Here is a 13,900-nt window from a genome sequence, read left to right as displayed (position 1 = left end):
ATCAAATAATATAAACTCTTATTTTATGTTAGCAAACTCATTAGTATAAAACGTTACTATGTATGTATCCCATTATTAGATTCGTAACGATTAGCCAAAAAGCTCCCCAATTGTATACAAGTGGGGAGCTTTCCTTCATTCCTATTATAAACCTTCTGGGTTTAAAATGAGGACCACTCGTCCATCACCGAGAATCGTCGCACCAGAGAAATAGTTAGAACTCTCTGCAAAGAAGTCACCTAATGACTTTAAGACTATTTCTCTTTGACCGATAATTGTGTTTACAATAAGTCCATAGCTGCGATGTGTGTTACGAACAATTAACACAGGAACCATTTGACCATCATATGACGCAAACGCCTCATCTACTGTTTTTTCACCAAATACAGTACTTAAATGTTTCACTTCAATAATTTGATTACGATAATTTAATACATCTTTTCCTTGTAAGGATTGGATGTCTTCTCTCTTAATTCGAATTGCTTCAACGATATTTCCAAGAGGTAAAGCATAACGCTTATCATTCGTTTGAACAAGCATAGATTGAATAATAGATAACGTTAATGGAAGTTCAATTCTAAATGTACTTCCCTTTCCTTCCTCAGAATCAATAATTAAATGTCCACCTAAACTATGAATCGTATGTTTTACAACATCTAATCCGACACCGCGTCCAGAAAGATCTGATACAACTTCAGCTGTACTAAATCCTGGTTGGAAAATAAGATCAAACACTTCACGATCTGTTAATCTATTCGCATCTGCTTCAGTTACAACGCCATTTTTAATCGCTTTTTCTAATACTTTCCCTTTATTAATACCGTTTCCATCATCCGTAATTTGAATAACGACATGATTTCCACTATGAAAGGCTTCTAATTTAATCGTACCTGTCTCATTTTTACCTGCATCACGTCGTTTTTCAACAGTTTCAACACCGTGATCGATTGCATTTCGAATTAAATGAACGAGCGGATCACCGATTTCATCAATAACAATTTTATCTACTTCAGTATCTTCACCTGTAATTTGTAAATCGATTTTTTTCCCTAAATCTTTCGCTAACATACGTACCATACGCGGGAAACGATTGAACACAGTTTCAATCGGCACCATACGCATATTTAATAGTACATTTTGAATATCTTTTGAAATATCGCCTAATCGATTTAAATGTTCAATTAGCTCCTTGTTTTGAATCGTTTGAGCCAATTCATCAATGCGCCCACGTTCAATTACACTTTCTTCAAACATATTCATTAATCTTTCGATTTTCTCTAATTGAACACGAATTGAACGATTCTCCACTTTAGCATTTTTCGTTTTTGTAGTACTTTTAGCTGGCATAGCACTTGAAGGTTGATTCGTTGCCTCTATTGGTGATTCTACCTGCGTAGCCACAGCTGGTTGTAGCTTTTCTTCTACTTGCACAACTTCTTGTGTAACGACTTTTTTAGAAGCTACTTCCTTCGATATAGGTTCTCCTTGCTTTACTTCCACTTTCTCAATTTCAGAAACATGAAGTACTACTTGTTTCAATTCTTCTATACTACAATCCGTATCCATAAATACTGTAAATTCAAATCCGAAAGCATCTGCTTCAATTTCTTCAATACTCGGAGCTGTTTTTTGTATATTCCCTACATTTTGCAATGCTTCAATACACATAATGGCACGTACTGCTTTTAAAATCGCTTGCTGTTCAACTGTTATATGCACTTCATGCGAAACTGCATCATCGTTGTCTATATGATTTTGCTCTATATGTTCCGTAGGAGTTTCTACATTGCCGTTCAATAACGCTTCTAATTTCTGTTTAGTTGAGGCTACATCAATATTGCCCATTCCACCTTGTTGCACATCTGCAACCATCTTCTCCAAATTATCAATGCACTCAAAAATCACATCAATAATATCCGCATTTACAACTATATTTCCATGACGAATTTCATCTAACACATTTTCCATCTTATGCGTTAAATCAGCCATCTCCGTAAATTCCATACTCGCAGACATACCTTTGAATGTATGAGCGGAGCGGAATATTTCTCCCACAACATCCATATCAGCAGGATTTTGCTCTAACACTAGCACATTTTCATTTAGCGACTGTAAATGTTCTTCTGACTCTTCGAAAAATATATTTAATAGATCTGTTTGCATTTTTATCCCCTACCTGTCTAACAAACATTTCATTTATGTATAACAATTTAGTGTTTTATAATGAGAAAAAAGGGGGCCACACGTCGATCCGCTATCACTGTTTTGATTCCTTGTGGCACCCCTTCTATATTAACTATTTGCTACTTTTGTTAAAGCTTCAATTACACGATCGGCTTGGAATGGCTTTACAATAAAGTCTTTTGCCCCGCCCTTAATTGCATCTAATACCATACCTTGTTGTCCCATTGCAGAACAAATAACAACCTTTGCACTTGAATCAATTTTAATAATTTCTTTTAATGCTTCAAGCCCGTCCATTTCTGGCATAGTAATATCTAATGTTACAATATCAGGTTGAAGTTCTTTATACTTTTGAATCGCTTCTACCCCATTCTCTGCTTCGCCGATAACTTCAAAGTCAGCATTACTTTTTAATAAGTTTTTAATCATCGTTCGCATAAACATCGCATCGTCTACTACTAAAATTTTATGTGCCATTCTTTTTAATTCTCTCCTTCTATGTATAAATATATCTTAATATTTCACCTTATCATTCTCACTCATTATACAAAATAAAATGATAAAATTTAATATTTTTTTAAAAGAATTTTCGTATTTTTATTATTTTATTATTAAAATAATAATATACTACTCTTTTATATAAATAACAACGCGACGGTTTTTTTCCCAGTTTTGCGGTGAATCATTTGGTACAATTGGCTTTGTGTCTGCATATCCTACCGCAGCTAGCCTTTTATCATCCACATTATACACTTCAATTAAATGGTGAATCATATTTGCCGCTCGTGCTGAAGATAACTCCCAATTAGAAGGGAATTTCTCGTTATGAATAGGTCTACTATCTGTATGTCCCTCTACAACAATTGGGTTAGGTACGGATTGAAAAAATCCAACTAATTGACTTATTATCCCTTTCGCTTCGGGCTTAACGTTTGCATCGCCTGTATCAAATATTAAATTATCTACTATAACGACGCTTACCCCTGTATCCTCCCGATATACATTCACTTGACTAATACCGTTATTATCTACATACGCTTTTAACTTCTTATATAATTCATCCATTCTCTTTTTTGAGATCATTTTTTCATCATTTTTTTCATGTGAAATATCTGGTATTGTATTTTCCATTACTTTTGCATCTACTTGCCCCGTATCACTAAACTTTTCAAGCATCTTTGACAATTTTACTGCATCTTGCTTTGATGTAGCAACTAGTAATACAAAGAAAGTTAATAATAACATCGTTAAATCTGTAAAAGTCGTCATCCAACGAGGTGATCCCTTTTGCGGTCCTTTACTCATCATACCACTCCTTGAAATATTAGGCTGCTCCTTTTACCTTTTTTACCTTTGTTTCGTATACGTATGTATCCAGTTTCAACTTTAATTTAGAAGGGATTTGTCCACGATACAATTCTGAAATTGCTTCTATTATAAACTTCTTCTCTGTATATAAATCTTCAATACCACGATATACTTTTTCCGCAAGAGGGATTGCAATCATATTCGCAAGTACAGACCCATATAATGTCGTTAACATCGCAACTGCCATCCCTGTACCAATTTGCGATGTATCTTGTAAGTTTTGGAGCATAATGATAAGACCAATTAAAGTCCCTATCATGCCCCAAGCTGGAGCAAAATCACCAATTTTATCTAATAATGCTGCTCCTTTTCTTAACTCATACACTTCCGTTTCAATATCTTTCAATAACACTTCTTTTAATTCATCTTCATCGTAACCGCTTAACATTAATCGAATTCCTTTTTGAATAAAAGGATTATCCACTTGCTCTCCATCTACCTCTAAAGAAAGCAAGCCGTTCTTTTTAGACTTTTTCGAAAAATCGACAAACAAATCCGTTAACTGTTCTAAATCTTCTTCTCTTCTATGTAAAACAGTAAAAATGCTTTTCGTATATTTTTTTATTTCTCCAAATCGATATGCCACAACAATTGTCGCTGTTGTTCCCCCTATGACAATTAAAATAGATGAAACATCTAAAAAGTTTTTGAAAGCTTTTATTCCACCGCCGCCAAGCATAATTGCCGCTATCACTATAATGAAACCTACTATAATGCCCACTGGGCTAGAAATATCAAACTTCCTTTTTCTTCTTTGTGGTCTAGCTAATACTTGATTTTTCTCTCCCATATTTCTGCCCTTTCCTTTCCATTTTTATATAACATTTTTTTATTTTAATAATACGTTTTCACATATAACATGTATTATACGCTCATCATCTGTTTATCGCAATATACTCATGAAATTGACACATTTCATTTCTATATTAGAATTATATTATGAATAAATGAGGAGGATCACGATGGAACACAACATTTTACAAGTCATTGCATTAGCAGAAAAACTAAAATATGAAATGCGACATAGCTGGCTTTCCAACGGACGTCAAGAAAGTGTTGCCGAACATACATGGCGTATGTCTCTAATGGCCATTTTAGTTGAACCTTATTTGGATCAAAAAGTAAATATTGAGAAATTACTTAAAATGGTTATTATTCACGACCTAGTCGAAGCCGAAGCTGGTGATATCCCTGCATTTGATACAATGAATAGTCATGAATTACAGCTACAAAAACAAAAAAATGAACTAGAAGCTATTTTAAATATTAAACAAACATTAACAGGTTCTCTCGGTGAGGAATTATATGACTTATGGATAGAGTTTGAAGCGAAAGAAACGTACGAAGCAAAAGTTGCTAATGCACTCGATAAACTTGAGGTGAAAATCCAGCATAACGAAGCTGATATTGATACGTGGCTACCAATTGAACATAAAATGACGTTCCAAGTAGCAAAGCATACAAACTTTGATTCTTTCCTATCTAAATTACAAAAAATTATTGAACAAGATGGAGAAAAGAAGTTAATTGCTGCCGGCATTGATGTTGAGGCATGCAAACAATAATGAAATAAGACACTCAACAAGAGTGTCTTATTTCATTATTGTTGATATAGCCTGCTTATAAATAAGCTGTTGTTTTCCATCCACTAAGATTAAAACTGTAAATTTATCCACTCCAACAATTTCTCCTACTATTCTAACGCCACTCTTTAAGAAAATGGTAACTGTGCCTTTTTCTTCTTTTATTTGTTTATACAATTCTTCCTGTAAATGTTCCAATTACTTTCCTCTCCTTCCTGTGAAACATCTTAATATAAAAAACTATAAATTTCATTTATGCACTTTGTCTTTTATGTTCATAAACTTATTAATAAGTATATCTAAATCACGACTAAATAACAAAACTTTATCATGATCCAATCCGTGTCTCGCAACAAGTTGAATTAACTCTTTCTTTTTGTTTTCTATTTTATTTTTTAATTGTCCCATCTCCATCTCTATACTAAAACTCCCTTTTCCCATAATATTACTTGTAAAATTATAGTACATATTCTCTCATAAAAAAATAAGAAAATGGTTTTTTTTACAATTTTTTATTTTTTATGCCTAAATTATGAATTACGTAAAGGTTTATTTACAAATCACTAACATGCAATCCTAATGAATCTACAGGCATTTGTCTAATTATAAATGAGACTGGCTCGTTTTCTATACAAAAAACATACTGTATATAGTAGTCCATGAACCATATAGATTAACTTACTAAAAAGGGGGAAAACATATGAGTTATGGTGGAAGTTGCGCTGGTTTCGGCGGTGGATTTGCTTTGCTTATCGTACTATTCATCCTTCTAATCATCATCGGATGTAGCTGTTGGGGTGGCGGCGGATACGGATATTAATATATCCTATCCTTGAAAAATGAACGAAAAACTATAGAAAAACAGCTCAAATATGAGCTGTTTTTTTTCATACTTTCGTATGAATTTATATCCCTCTTATTTGCGATTTCAAATAATAAAATATCGTTTAATATGGAGGAAGAAACATTTTACTAAGGAGGATTACAATGATTAAAGGTCTTTACGAAGCACAATTACCTGTTGGACTTCCTACAGAGGAGAAAGTGCATGTAAGCGAATGGAAAAAACAAGTTCAAGCATCATCAATACATAAGGATTAATCTATTTATGTCAGTTTCTTATTCCACACTTCTTAAAACAAATAAAAACTTCAATAAACTATTTTATGGGCAAACATTAAGTGTACTTGGGGATTGGTTCCATACGGTAGCTTTATTAACATTTGTCTACAGCATAACGGAATCGCCGTTTATGATCGCACTTACTTTTATAAGTAAAAGTTTACCACAGCTTCTTCTTAGTCCATTCATAGGCGGAATTGTAGATCGTTTCTCTAAAAAGAATATTATGATTTTTACCGATATTACACGGGGAATTCTAGTCCTTACATACTTACTCGCAGGCTATAAAATTGAGATTATTTTCATTGCTAATATATGTTTATCTGTACTTTCTTGTTTATTTGAACCGGCTAAACAAGCAACCCTAAAAAATATCGTACACCAAAATCATTTCGTAACTGCTAACTCTCTTTCTAGTACAATTAATGGTTTTATGTCTATTATGGGGGCTTCTTTGGGCGGAGTAATTGCACAATCTTTACATATTGAGTTCGCTTTTTTAGTAAATAGCCTATCATACTTTATTTCAGCCTATTTTATTTATAACATGAGTATTCCTGCTCATGATACTTGTAACAAGAACAAAACATTTTTCACTGATATAAAAGGTGGTTATACATACATATTACAAACAAAAATCATTTTAACATTAATTCTTGTCGGCATTTCATGGGGGATTATTGGAGGCGCTTATCAACTACTTCTAACGATCTATGCCGAAAAAATTTTCCATACGAACATTGGGATTTTATATACGGTTCAAGGGGCTGGGCTTATGATAGGAAGCCTTCTCGTTAATCTTTATATATCCCATAATAAAGAAAAAATGAAAAAAGTATTCGGTTGGGCCTACTTATTACAAGGAATTTTCTTTCTCGGATTCATTCTATCCGATCAACTTATTATCGGTATCATTACTTTATTCTGTATGCGTATAGCAGGAGGAATTATCGTTCCACTTGATACGACATTACTTCAAACTTACACACACGAAAATATGATAGGTAAAGTTTTTTCATTCCATTATTCTATTTACGGATCTCTTATTCAGTTATCGATGTTTTTTACAGGAGGACTGTTAGAAATTCTTTCTCCTCAAATGATTGGCTGTTTATTAGCTACATGCTGTATTTTTGTAAGTTTTATATGGCTGTTCTTGTTTTACCGCGGGGATCTCAGTGAATAATTTAATGATAATCAATACATTTTGATCCCACTCATTATTTGTTTCCCCATAATAAAATTGTTTAAAAATACAAGTCAGATTTTTTAGTTAAAGAGCCTTATATGGCAACACTATTTGAGAAAAAACTAGATATTTATGTTAAAATACAAATAAGTTTGTGAAATATTGCACTTAAATAATAGACTTTAACTAGTTAAACTTGATTAAATAGGAGGGCTGTTTTGGGTATCACATTCATTTTCATATGTATTATATTAGTGGCTTCTATTTTGCAAGCAAGTACAGGTTTTGGCTTTTCCATAATGGCAACCCCTTTCTTACTTATGTTATTTCTACCACAAGAAGCTATACAAATAAATATTATTTTATCTTTAATTATCTCCATTTCACTCATTTGGAAAATAAGAATGGACGTTGATTTTGTTCTACTGAAAAGGTTTATTTTTGGAAGTATAGTTGGTGTTCCTTTTGGCATTTTAATTTTCATTTCCGTTAACATAAACACTTTTAAATTAGCAGTTAGCATCCTACTCTTACTATTAACATTGTTGCTAATATGCAACGTTAAGGTTAGATCAACACAATCTAGAGATTTCATAGTTGGCGGATTATCTGGTCTTTTAACGACAAGTATCGGTATGCCAGGTCCTCCCCTGTTACTTTATTTTACAGGAACTAATACTGAAAAAGAGAAGTTAAGAGCAACTACATTAGCTTTTTATCTGTTTATATATTTCATTAGTCTAGTAACCCAAATACTCTTTACTGGCACAAACAAAACCATTTGGGAATCAAGTTTTTATGCCATTCCAATTGTATTTTCAGGTTTGTTTATAGGTCAAATTATTTTCAAATGGCTTAATCAACGAATTTTTAAAATATTTACGTATATTCTTTTGAGCTGCACAGGTATATATCTTCTTATTGAAAGTTTGCATTTGTTATAAAAGGTGCTTTAGTTTGTGCCATAACAGATATGTTCAAACAAAATTATTGCTGTATTTTCCGGCAGGGTATTCCATATCAAAACTTAAATAACTTTATTGACAGTTTACAATTAGCAATAATCTTTCTTTCATAAGATAAACATTTCAAATCAAATACTAAATAAAACGATAAACAGCGGCTATTATGCCGCTTTTACTTACTATTGGCATTTCATTCTCATTTTCTATCACTTTTGTAAAAAATTATTAATTTTTATTTCTATGTATATGATAACAAACAAAATACCTAAGTTCAGAAAGAATAAACAACTTTCTGGCCTTAGGTATTTCTCCTTCCCAAAAAGACAAACCTACATCACAGGTTTGCCTCTTTACTCACTTCTTATTTAATCCTTTTTCACTTAAGAACTCTTTCATATGCATTCTTTTTTCTTTAGACATAAACGAACTCATTGATTCCGTCCATGTTACGTTTTTCTTGTTTGATGATCTTTCTTTATAATACGCGCTCATCGTTTCATCATATTCATTTAATAATTCATCATATTTCTTTTCATCATATCCATTTTCATGAAGGATTGCTGCTACTGGTAAACGTGGTTTCACTCCATGATCTTCATCTGGTACGCCGACTGTCATTCCGAATACAGGATATACTTTATCAGGTAAATGAAGCAGTTCACTCACTTCTCTCGGATTATTACGAATACCACCAATATAACAAATACCGTATCCTAGCGATTCTGCTGCTAGTGCTAAGTTTTGCGCAAAAAGCGAAGCATCTACCGTCGCAACGATAAAGTCTTCTACTCCCTCATGCTTTATCTCTGTACTATGTTTTTTACATGCAATTTCAAGTCGTTTTAAATCTGCACAACAAACAAAAAATGCTGCACAGTCCTTCACATGACGATTTCCGGATAGCTCTGCTAGTTTAGCCTTTAATTCCTGATCTGTTACATATATAACAGAATACGCCTGTACAAAATGTGATGAAGCTGCATGTTGCGCAGCGTGCACCATCTTTTCTACTACATCTTTCGGAATTGATTCTTCTTTATATTTACGAACTGAAACATGTTGCTCCATCTTATGTATGATCTCATTCATGAAAATCACTCCTTTTTTCTCTTCATAATGAAAAATTAACATATCTTTTTCAATTTTCACAACTTATAAGCACAAAAAGAGCAATTCTTTTTGAATTACTCTTTTTTAAAACGTTTATCGATACGGTAAATGAAATTATACTTATCTTATTACGCCGTTTTCAAAACTTTAATACCTTTTACGATATTCCAAATGAAGTAGTAAATTCCTACAAGAATGAACACTGCATATGTGATAGCCATTCCAATTCCAGCACCGTCAGATTGATTGAAACCTAAACCGTACATGCCTGATACTGCTAGTCCTCCAAATAAGATTGCGTATGGGAAAACATGTGACCAAAATGCTTTTTTCGCGTGATACTTCACTTCATCTTCTGCAACAAAGTACACGATAATTGGTAGTAAAAATGGTGCAAAAAAGATACTAAAGTAACATAACGAAGATAAAATATTATTTCCTTTCATCCGATTCACCTCTAAATAGTTTTTGTTACCTTCATTATGTCAGGAATTCATTCTAGAAACTATCGCTTTACCTTTCACGAACGTGACATATTTGTAAGATTTTCCTCAAACTAAATCCCGCCTGAAGTTTCAGACGGGATTACTTTCACTATATTCGATTCATAAACCAATACTGTGTAATTGCTAAATATTCTCGTATATTCGATGGAATGATAATTGGTTTCGGTGTTTTTGCCGGAAGACCTTCTAATTGTAAACCTTGTTTGGCCGCTATTTTTTTCGCTCTAAACATGTGAAAATCGTTTGTTACGATCATACCTTTTTTCATATCGGCTGGAATTAACGGTCTTGAGAATGTAATATTCTCATCTGTACTCGTAGATTTGTCCTCCATTATAATGCGGTCTTCTGCGATATTTTGTTTTATTAGTCCTTGTTTCATTGCTAATGCTTCTGAAATGTCTTCGCCTTTTCCTTGTCCTCCAGATACGATAGCGATTGTTTTCTCATGTGATTTTAAATATTCAGCTGCTTTATCAATACGATATTGCAATGAATAAGATGGTTTCGTCCCATTTACTTTCGATCCTAGTACAATTATGTAATCAGCATCGTAAGTTGCATTCATATGCCCATGCTTATAAATGTGATATTGTAAAAAACCCGCATACACGGCGCAAATCATTATAACAACTAAAATGCCCTTCATTATTTTCTTCTTTCTCATATTCATATACTCCTATTTTCTTTTACTTCCTTCATGATAATATCCATTTATTTGTTTGTATACAGACAGATTCCAATAAACCCTAATTTATCCTCTGAAAGGTAATATTTATATTACTTTCGGGAATAGTAAGTACAACTTTACACGAAGGAGTGTCTCTATTGCTTCTCTTTTTATGTAACGTGTCGTTCTTTTTTATCTTATTTTTACTATCGCTTAAGTTACTCGGTAAATCCGCGTTAGCACAACTAACTCCTCATGATTTTGGGGCTATAATCTTTTTATCTTATTTAGCTTTCCAGGCCATACCCGTCTCTGGTGCTTTACAAGCATTTCTCGGTATGGTTGTTATCACATGTTTACATTTACTTCTTACAAAATTAAGCCTATTCAACAAACTAAATCGTTTTATTCTTGGACACCCTATCATTTTAATTAAACATGGTGATATTATTTTTGAGAACTTACAAAAAAGTAGATACCCCATTGCAGAACTACTTTCTAATCTTCGCGTTGCAGGATATCCAAGTGTTCATGAAATTGAATACGCTATTTTAGAAGCGAACGGCGCTATTAGTATTTTACCAAAAAGAGAACTTGTACCATTAACTCCAAAAGATTTAAACATAGAAGTTAAGTATGCTGGATTACCAATTGCACTTATCGTCGATTCACAAATTCAATACGATAACTTAAAGTTAATACATAAAGATGAAAAATGGTTATATAAAGAATTAAAAGAAAAAGGAATTACAAATATTAAAAACGTTGCCTTTGCTTCTGTTCAAGAAACAGATGGATCTTTTGCGATTAGTTTAAAGGAATAAAAAATCCCCTTAATTGCTTAAGGGGATTTTCTTCATCATATCGCTTCTTTCTCTCCTGCCATATTTAATGGCACAGGATGTTTCATACGATTCATCGTAAATACGATAATTGCTGTCATTACTTCAGCAACTGGCATAACGAGCCAAATTCCATTTATACCAAATAATTTCGGCATAATCCATAACAATGGAATAATAAATAGTAATCCTCGGCTCATTATAATAAGTACTGATTTCTTCGTTTGTCGCACTGATTGGAAATACTCTCCATACACAATGTTATAACCTAAAAATACGTATTGGATAAAGAATAAGCTAATACCTGTTAAGGTTAACTCCAATAATTCTGGAGATTGAACATCAAATAAACCAATGATATATTTCCCGAAGAATAATCCGACAATTATCGCAATGCCTCCGAGGACAACTGCAATTTTCACAGCAAACTTCAATCCTTCACGAAGTCTCTCTGATAAATTTGCCCCATAATGGAAACTAGCAATTGGCTGTAATGCTGCTCCAACACCAAAGAATAATAGTAATGTCATTGCATGAATACTATTCACCATCGCATAGGAAGCTACTCCTACTTCTCCTGCATATTGGACGAATGCGATATTAAAACCAATCGTTACGATTGCAACCGTACTTTCTGCTGTAAAACTTGGGAAACCAATCACCATAATTTGTTTGACAGTATCCCATTCAAAATGGAATTTCGTCCACTTTAAAATACTACTTTTTCTAAAGAAATGAGTTAATAATACAAGGAAACCAATCGCTGCCGAAAGAATAGTCGCTGAAGCAGCACCTGTTACGCCCCATCCAAAGATAAAAATAAAGATATAGTCAAACACTATATTTAATACAGCTGTTACAATAAGACCAGCCATTGCTAAATTAGGATTTCCATCATTTCGTATGAATGTACTTAAAATATTTTCTAAAACGTATATCATTCCAAATGTTAATAATACGTGTAAATAGTCTAACGCATATGGTAGAATCACTTCATTTGCACCAAATAAATATGCTAAATCTTCTATTCTCCATAAGCAAATCGCTGCTAAAATCCCTACGATAACAACTGCTACCGTCATGGATTGAGTAAAAATAGACCTTGCTCTTTCTCGTTTATTTTCGCCTAATGCAATGGAGTATAACGTTGCCCCGCCCATTCCGATCCATAATGAAATAGAGAAGAAAATCGAAAATGCTGGAATAGCCACGTTCACTCCTGCTAAACCGTTCGCCCCAACTCCTCTACTAATCATGACCGCGTCAATTACAATATTCACTGACATTAATACCATTCCAAGAACGGCTGGTATTAAATAAGAAATAAATAAGCTTTTTATCGGTTTTTCTCTTAATTTTTCTGTTGCTTCCATACTCTAATATACTCCTTTTTTTCAACTCTCTTTTCTTAGTTTAAACCTTCAAGTAACTTGAAGGTCAAGAGAGAATTAAAAAACAGGTAACTGACTTATACTAATGAATGTAAATTTGTAATCAATTCAAAGGTTTTCATCTTATTTTTTCACTACAGGAATTTGAATTTCTGTTACTTGCTCCTCTGGATTTTCTGTTACAGACCAATCAATCAATCCAATCTCAATCGAATCTCCATGTACTTCGTAACCTTCTTTATCAATGTATGTAAGTAACTCCTTGTACGTTGCATCTGTTTCTTCATACGGTCCATGATGATAAGAGCAAGCATATAAACCTTCTTTAATTTCATCTGAAGTATGCACTTCATACGGCATATAATCCAAAAGAATAAATACACTGCTATATGCTTGAAACTCATTTTGCATTAATCCTTTTTTCGCAACAGTTACACCAATATCTCCAGAAAATAAACTATCATCCATTTGCCTCATATTTTTTTGTAACGAATGGATGTAGTACTCAAACATATCATCCGTCGTATTTGGAGCAACCGCAATTGCTGTAATTTTTCGCTGCGGAATCTCTTTAATTACCATTTGTTCAGCTTTTGCTTTTGTTGCTTTCTTAATTAAATGAATTCTGTGCTCCATTTTCGCCAAAGCATACTCAATTTCTCTTTGTTTCTTCAGCATCATCTCTTGTTGTTTTTCCAGTAAATTGAGTGCGTATGCTGGATTTCTTTCATCAATATATTTCTTAATTTCCTTTAACGGAATATTTAACTGGCGTAAAAATTTAATCGTATCTAACAATGAAAATTGATCGATTGTATAATAACGATAATTCGTTTGAGGATCGACAATGGACGGATGAAAAATTCCTTTTTCATCATAATACCTTAATGTAGATTCTGCGATATTATGCATTTTCGCCATTTCTCCAATTGTAAAACGTTTATTTAATAACATCTTTTATTTCCTTCCA

Annotated in this window: 16 protein-coding genes; 5 read left to right on the top strand and 11 right to left on the bottom strand. The window is 33.0% G+C overall.

All coding sequences use genetic code 11. The annotated features are described in order from the left end of the window. Nucleotides 1-144: 144 nt before the first annotated feature. From DN404_RS21300 to DN404_RS21285, 4 genes are all read right to left on the bottom strand, one after another. Entirely contained in the window at nt 145-2,163 is a 2,019-nt protein-coding gene (locus tag DN404_RS21300) for a chemotaxis protein CheA (RefSeq protein WP_001192608.1), read from the bottom strand. Nucleotides 2,164-2,292: 129 nt separating this feature from the next. Then, entirely contained in the window at nt 2,293-2,661 is a 369-nt protein-coding gene (locus DN404_RS21295; RefSeq protein WP_000940565.1) for a response regulator, read from the bottom strand. A gap of 150 nt (nt 2,662-2,811) precedes the next feature. Further along, nucleotides 2,812-3,489, bottom strand: coding sequence for an OmpA family protein (locus DN404_RS21290; protein ID WP_000033627.1), 678 nt, complete (start codon nt 3,487-3,489; stop codon nt 2,812-2,814). 19 nt (nt 3,490-3,508) lie between these two features. Next, nucleotides 3,509-4,342, bottom strand: a complete 834-nt coding sequence (locus DN404_RS21285) for a flagellar motor protein MotP (RefSeq protein WP_016122211.1) — start codon at nt 4,340-4,342, stop codon at nt 3,509-3,511. Nucleotides 4,343-4,514: 172 nt separating this feature from the next. On the opposite strand from DN404_RS21285, the gene DN404_RS21280 reads away from it, so the two are divergent. After that, nucleotides 4,515-5,117, top strand: coding sequence for an HD domain-containing protein (locus tag DN404_RS21280; RefSeq protein WP_000400766.1), 603 nt, complete (start codon nt 4,515-4,517; stop codon nt 5,115-5,117). A gap of 27 nt (nt 5,118-5,144) precedes the next feature. Here DN404_RS21280 and hfq read toward each other — a convergent pair whose 3' ends face one another. Together hfq and DN404_RS21270 are read right to left on the bottom strand one after the other, a co-directional pair. Continuing rightward, nucleotides 5,145-5,333, bottom strand: a complete 189-nt coding sequence (gene hfq, locus DN404_RS21275; RefSeq protein WP_025688342.1) for an RNA chaperone Hfq — start codon at nt 5,331-5,333, stop codon at nt 5,145-5,147. Nucleotides 5,334-5,384: 51 nt separating this feature from the next. Then, on the bottom strand, nt 5,385-5,603 hold the full coding sequence (locus DN404_RS21270) for an aspartyl-phosphate phosphatase Spo0E family protein (RefSeq protein WP_000291688.1): 219 nt from the start codon (nt 5,601-5,603) through the stop codon (nt 5,385-5,387). A 232-nt stretch (nt 5,604-5,835) separates the two neighbouring features. On the opposite strand from DN404_RS21270, the gene DN404_RS21265 reads away from it, so the two are divergent. The 3 genes from DN404_RS21265 (at nt 5,836) to DN404_RS21255 (ending at nt 8,390) form a co-directional block, all read left to right on the top strand. Beyond that, nucleotides 5,836-5,955, top strand: coding sequence for a YjcZ family sporulation protein (locus tag DN404_RS21265; RefSeq protein ID WP_000120179.1), 120 nt, complete (start codon nt 5,836-5,838; stop codon nt 5,953-5,955). A gap of 288 nt (nt 5,956-6,243) precedes the next feature. Beyond that, nucleotides 6,244-7,443, top strand: coding sequence for an MFS transporter (locus tag DN404_RS21260; RefSeq protein WP_149215429.1), 1,200 nt, complete (start codon nt 6,244-6,246; stop codon nt 7,441-7,443). 221 nt (nt 7,444-7,664) lie between these two features. Continuing rightward, nucleotides 7,665-8,390: a sulfite exporter TauE/SafE family protein gene (locus DN404_RS21255; protein ID WP_076876097.1), complete on the top strand. Its 726-nt coding sequence runs from the start codon at nt 7,665-7,667 to the stop codon at nt 8,388-8,390. A gap of 375 nt (nt 8,391-8,765) precedes the next feature. On the opposite strand, the gene nfsA is transcribed toward DN404_RS21255, so the two are convergent. From nfsA to DN404_RS21240, 3 genes are all read right to left on the bottom strand, one after another. Continuing rightward, on the bottom strand, nt 8,766-9,500 hold the full coding sequence (nfsA, locus tag DN404_RS21250) for an oxygen-insensitive NADPH nitroreductase (protein WP_016122206.1): 735 nt from the start codon (nt 9,498-9,500) through the stop codon (nt 8,766-8,768). Nucleotides 9,501-9,649: 149 nt separating this feature from the next. Further along, entirely contained in the window at nt 9,650-9,967 is a 318-nt protein-coding gene (locus DN404_RS21245; protein WP_000678055.1) for a magnetosome magnetite crystal formation protein family, read from the bottom strand. A 148-nt stretch (nt 9,968-10,115) separates the two neighbouring features. Further along, nucleotides 10,116-10,694, bottom strand: a complete 579-nt coding sequence (locus tag DN404_RS21240) for a YdcF family protein (protein WP_049108357.1) — start codon at nt 10,692-10,694, stop codon at nt 10,116-10,118. A 161-nt stretch (nt 10,695-10,855) separates the two neighbouring features. Here DN404_RS21240 and DN404_RS21235 point away from each other — a divergent pair, with 161 nt between their 5' ends. Then, a complete protein-coding gene (locus tag DN404_RS21235; RefSeq protein WP_000923924.1) occupies nt 10,856-11,521 on the top strand; it encodes a DUF421 domain-containing protein in 666 nt (221 codons plus the stop codon). A gap of 35 nt (nt 11,522-11,556) precedes the next feature. Here DN404_RS21235 and DN404_RS21230 read toward each other — a convergent pair whose 3' ends face one another. Both DN404_RS21230 and DN404_RS21225 read right to left on the bottom strand, forming a co-directional pair. After that, entirely contained in the window at nt 11,557-12,912 is a 1,356-nt protein-coding gene (locus DN404_RS21230; protein WP_149215428.1) for an MATE family efflux transporter, read from the bottom strand. A gap of 141 nt (nt 12,913-13,053) precedes the next feature. Next, nucleotides 13,054-13,884, bottom strand: coding sequence for a MerR family transcriptional regulator (locus tag DN404_RS21225; RefSeq protein WP_000925935.1), 831 nt, complete (start codon nt 13,882-13,884; stop codon nt 13,054-13,056). Nucleotides 13,885-13,900 lie beyond the last annotated feature (16 nt).

The organism is Bacillus sp. TE8-1, from assembly GCF_008368855.1.
Classification (GTDB): Bacteria; Bacillota; Bacilli; order Bacillales; family Bacillaceae_G; genus Bacillus_A; species Bacillus_A cereus.
The sequence above is the reverse complement of the archived record's forward strand: the minus strand, read 5'-3'. Positions and strand labels throughout refer to the sequence as shown.

What these genes read in the sequence shown, in the direction of transcription:
- DN404_RS21265 (WP_000120179.1), top strand. Translation starts at nt 5,836, where the DNA reads ATGAGTTATGGTGGAAGTTGCGCTGGTTTCGGCGGTGGATTTGCTTTG.
- DN404_RS21290 (WP_000033627.1), bottom strand. Translation starts at nt 3,489, where the DNA reads ATGAGTAAAGGACCGCAAAAGGGATCACCTCGTTGGATGACGACTTTT.
- DN404_RS21225 (WP_000925935.1), bottom strand. Translation starts at nt 13,884, where the DNA reads ATGTTATTAAATAAACGTTTTACAATTGGAGAAATGGCGAAAATGCAT.
- DN404_RS21280 (WP_000400766.1), top strand. Translation starts at nt 4,515, where the DNA reads ATGGAACACAACATTTTACAAGTCATTGCATTAGCAGAAAAACTAAAA.
- DN404_RS21260 (WP_149215429.1), top strand. Translation starts at nt 6,244, where the DNA reads ATGTCAGTTTCTTATTCCACACTTCTTAAAACAAATAAAAACTTCAAT.
- DN404_RS21285 (WP_016122211.1), bottom strand. Translation starts at nt 4,342, where the DNA reads ATGGGAGAGAAAAATCAAGTATTAGCTAGACCACAAAGAAGAAAAAGG.
- DN404_RS21295 (WP_000940565.1), bottom strand. Translation starts at nt 2,661, where the DNA reads ATGGCACATAAAATTTTAGTAGTAGACGATGCGATGTTTATGCGAACG.
- DN404_RS21300 (WP_001192608.1), bottom strand. Translation starts at nt 2,163, where the DNA reads ATGCAAACAGATCTATTAAATATATTTTTCGAAGAGTCAGAAGAACAT.
- DN404_RS21270 (WP_000291688.1), bottom strand. Translation starts at nt 5,603, where the DNA reads ATGTACTATAATTTTACAAGTAATATTATGGGAAAAGGGAGTTTTAGT.
- DN404_RS21240 (WP_049108357.1), bottom strand. Translation starts at nt 10,694, where the DNA reads ATGAGAAAGAAGAAAATAATGAAGGGCATTTTAGTTGTTATAATGATT.
- nfsA (WP_016122206.1), bottom strand. Translation starts at nt 9,500, where the DNA reads ATGAATGAGATCATACATAAGATGGAGCAACATGTTTCAGTTCGTAAA.
- DN404_RS21245 (WP_000678055.1), bottom strand. Translation starts at nt 9,967, where the DNA reads ATGAAAGGAAATAATATTTTATCTTCGTTATGTTACTTTAGTATCTTT.
- DN404_RS21230 (WP_149215428.1), bottom strand. Translation starts at nt 12,912, where the DNA reads ATGGAAGCAACAGAAAAATTAAGAGAAAAACCGATAAAAAGCTTATTT.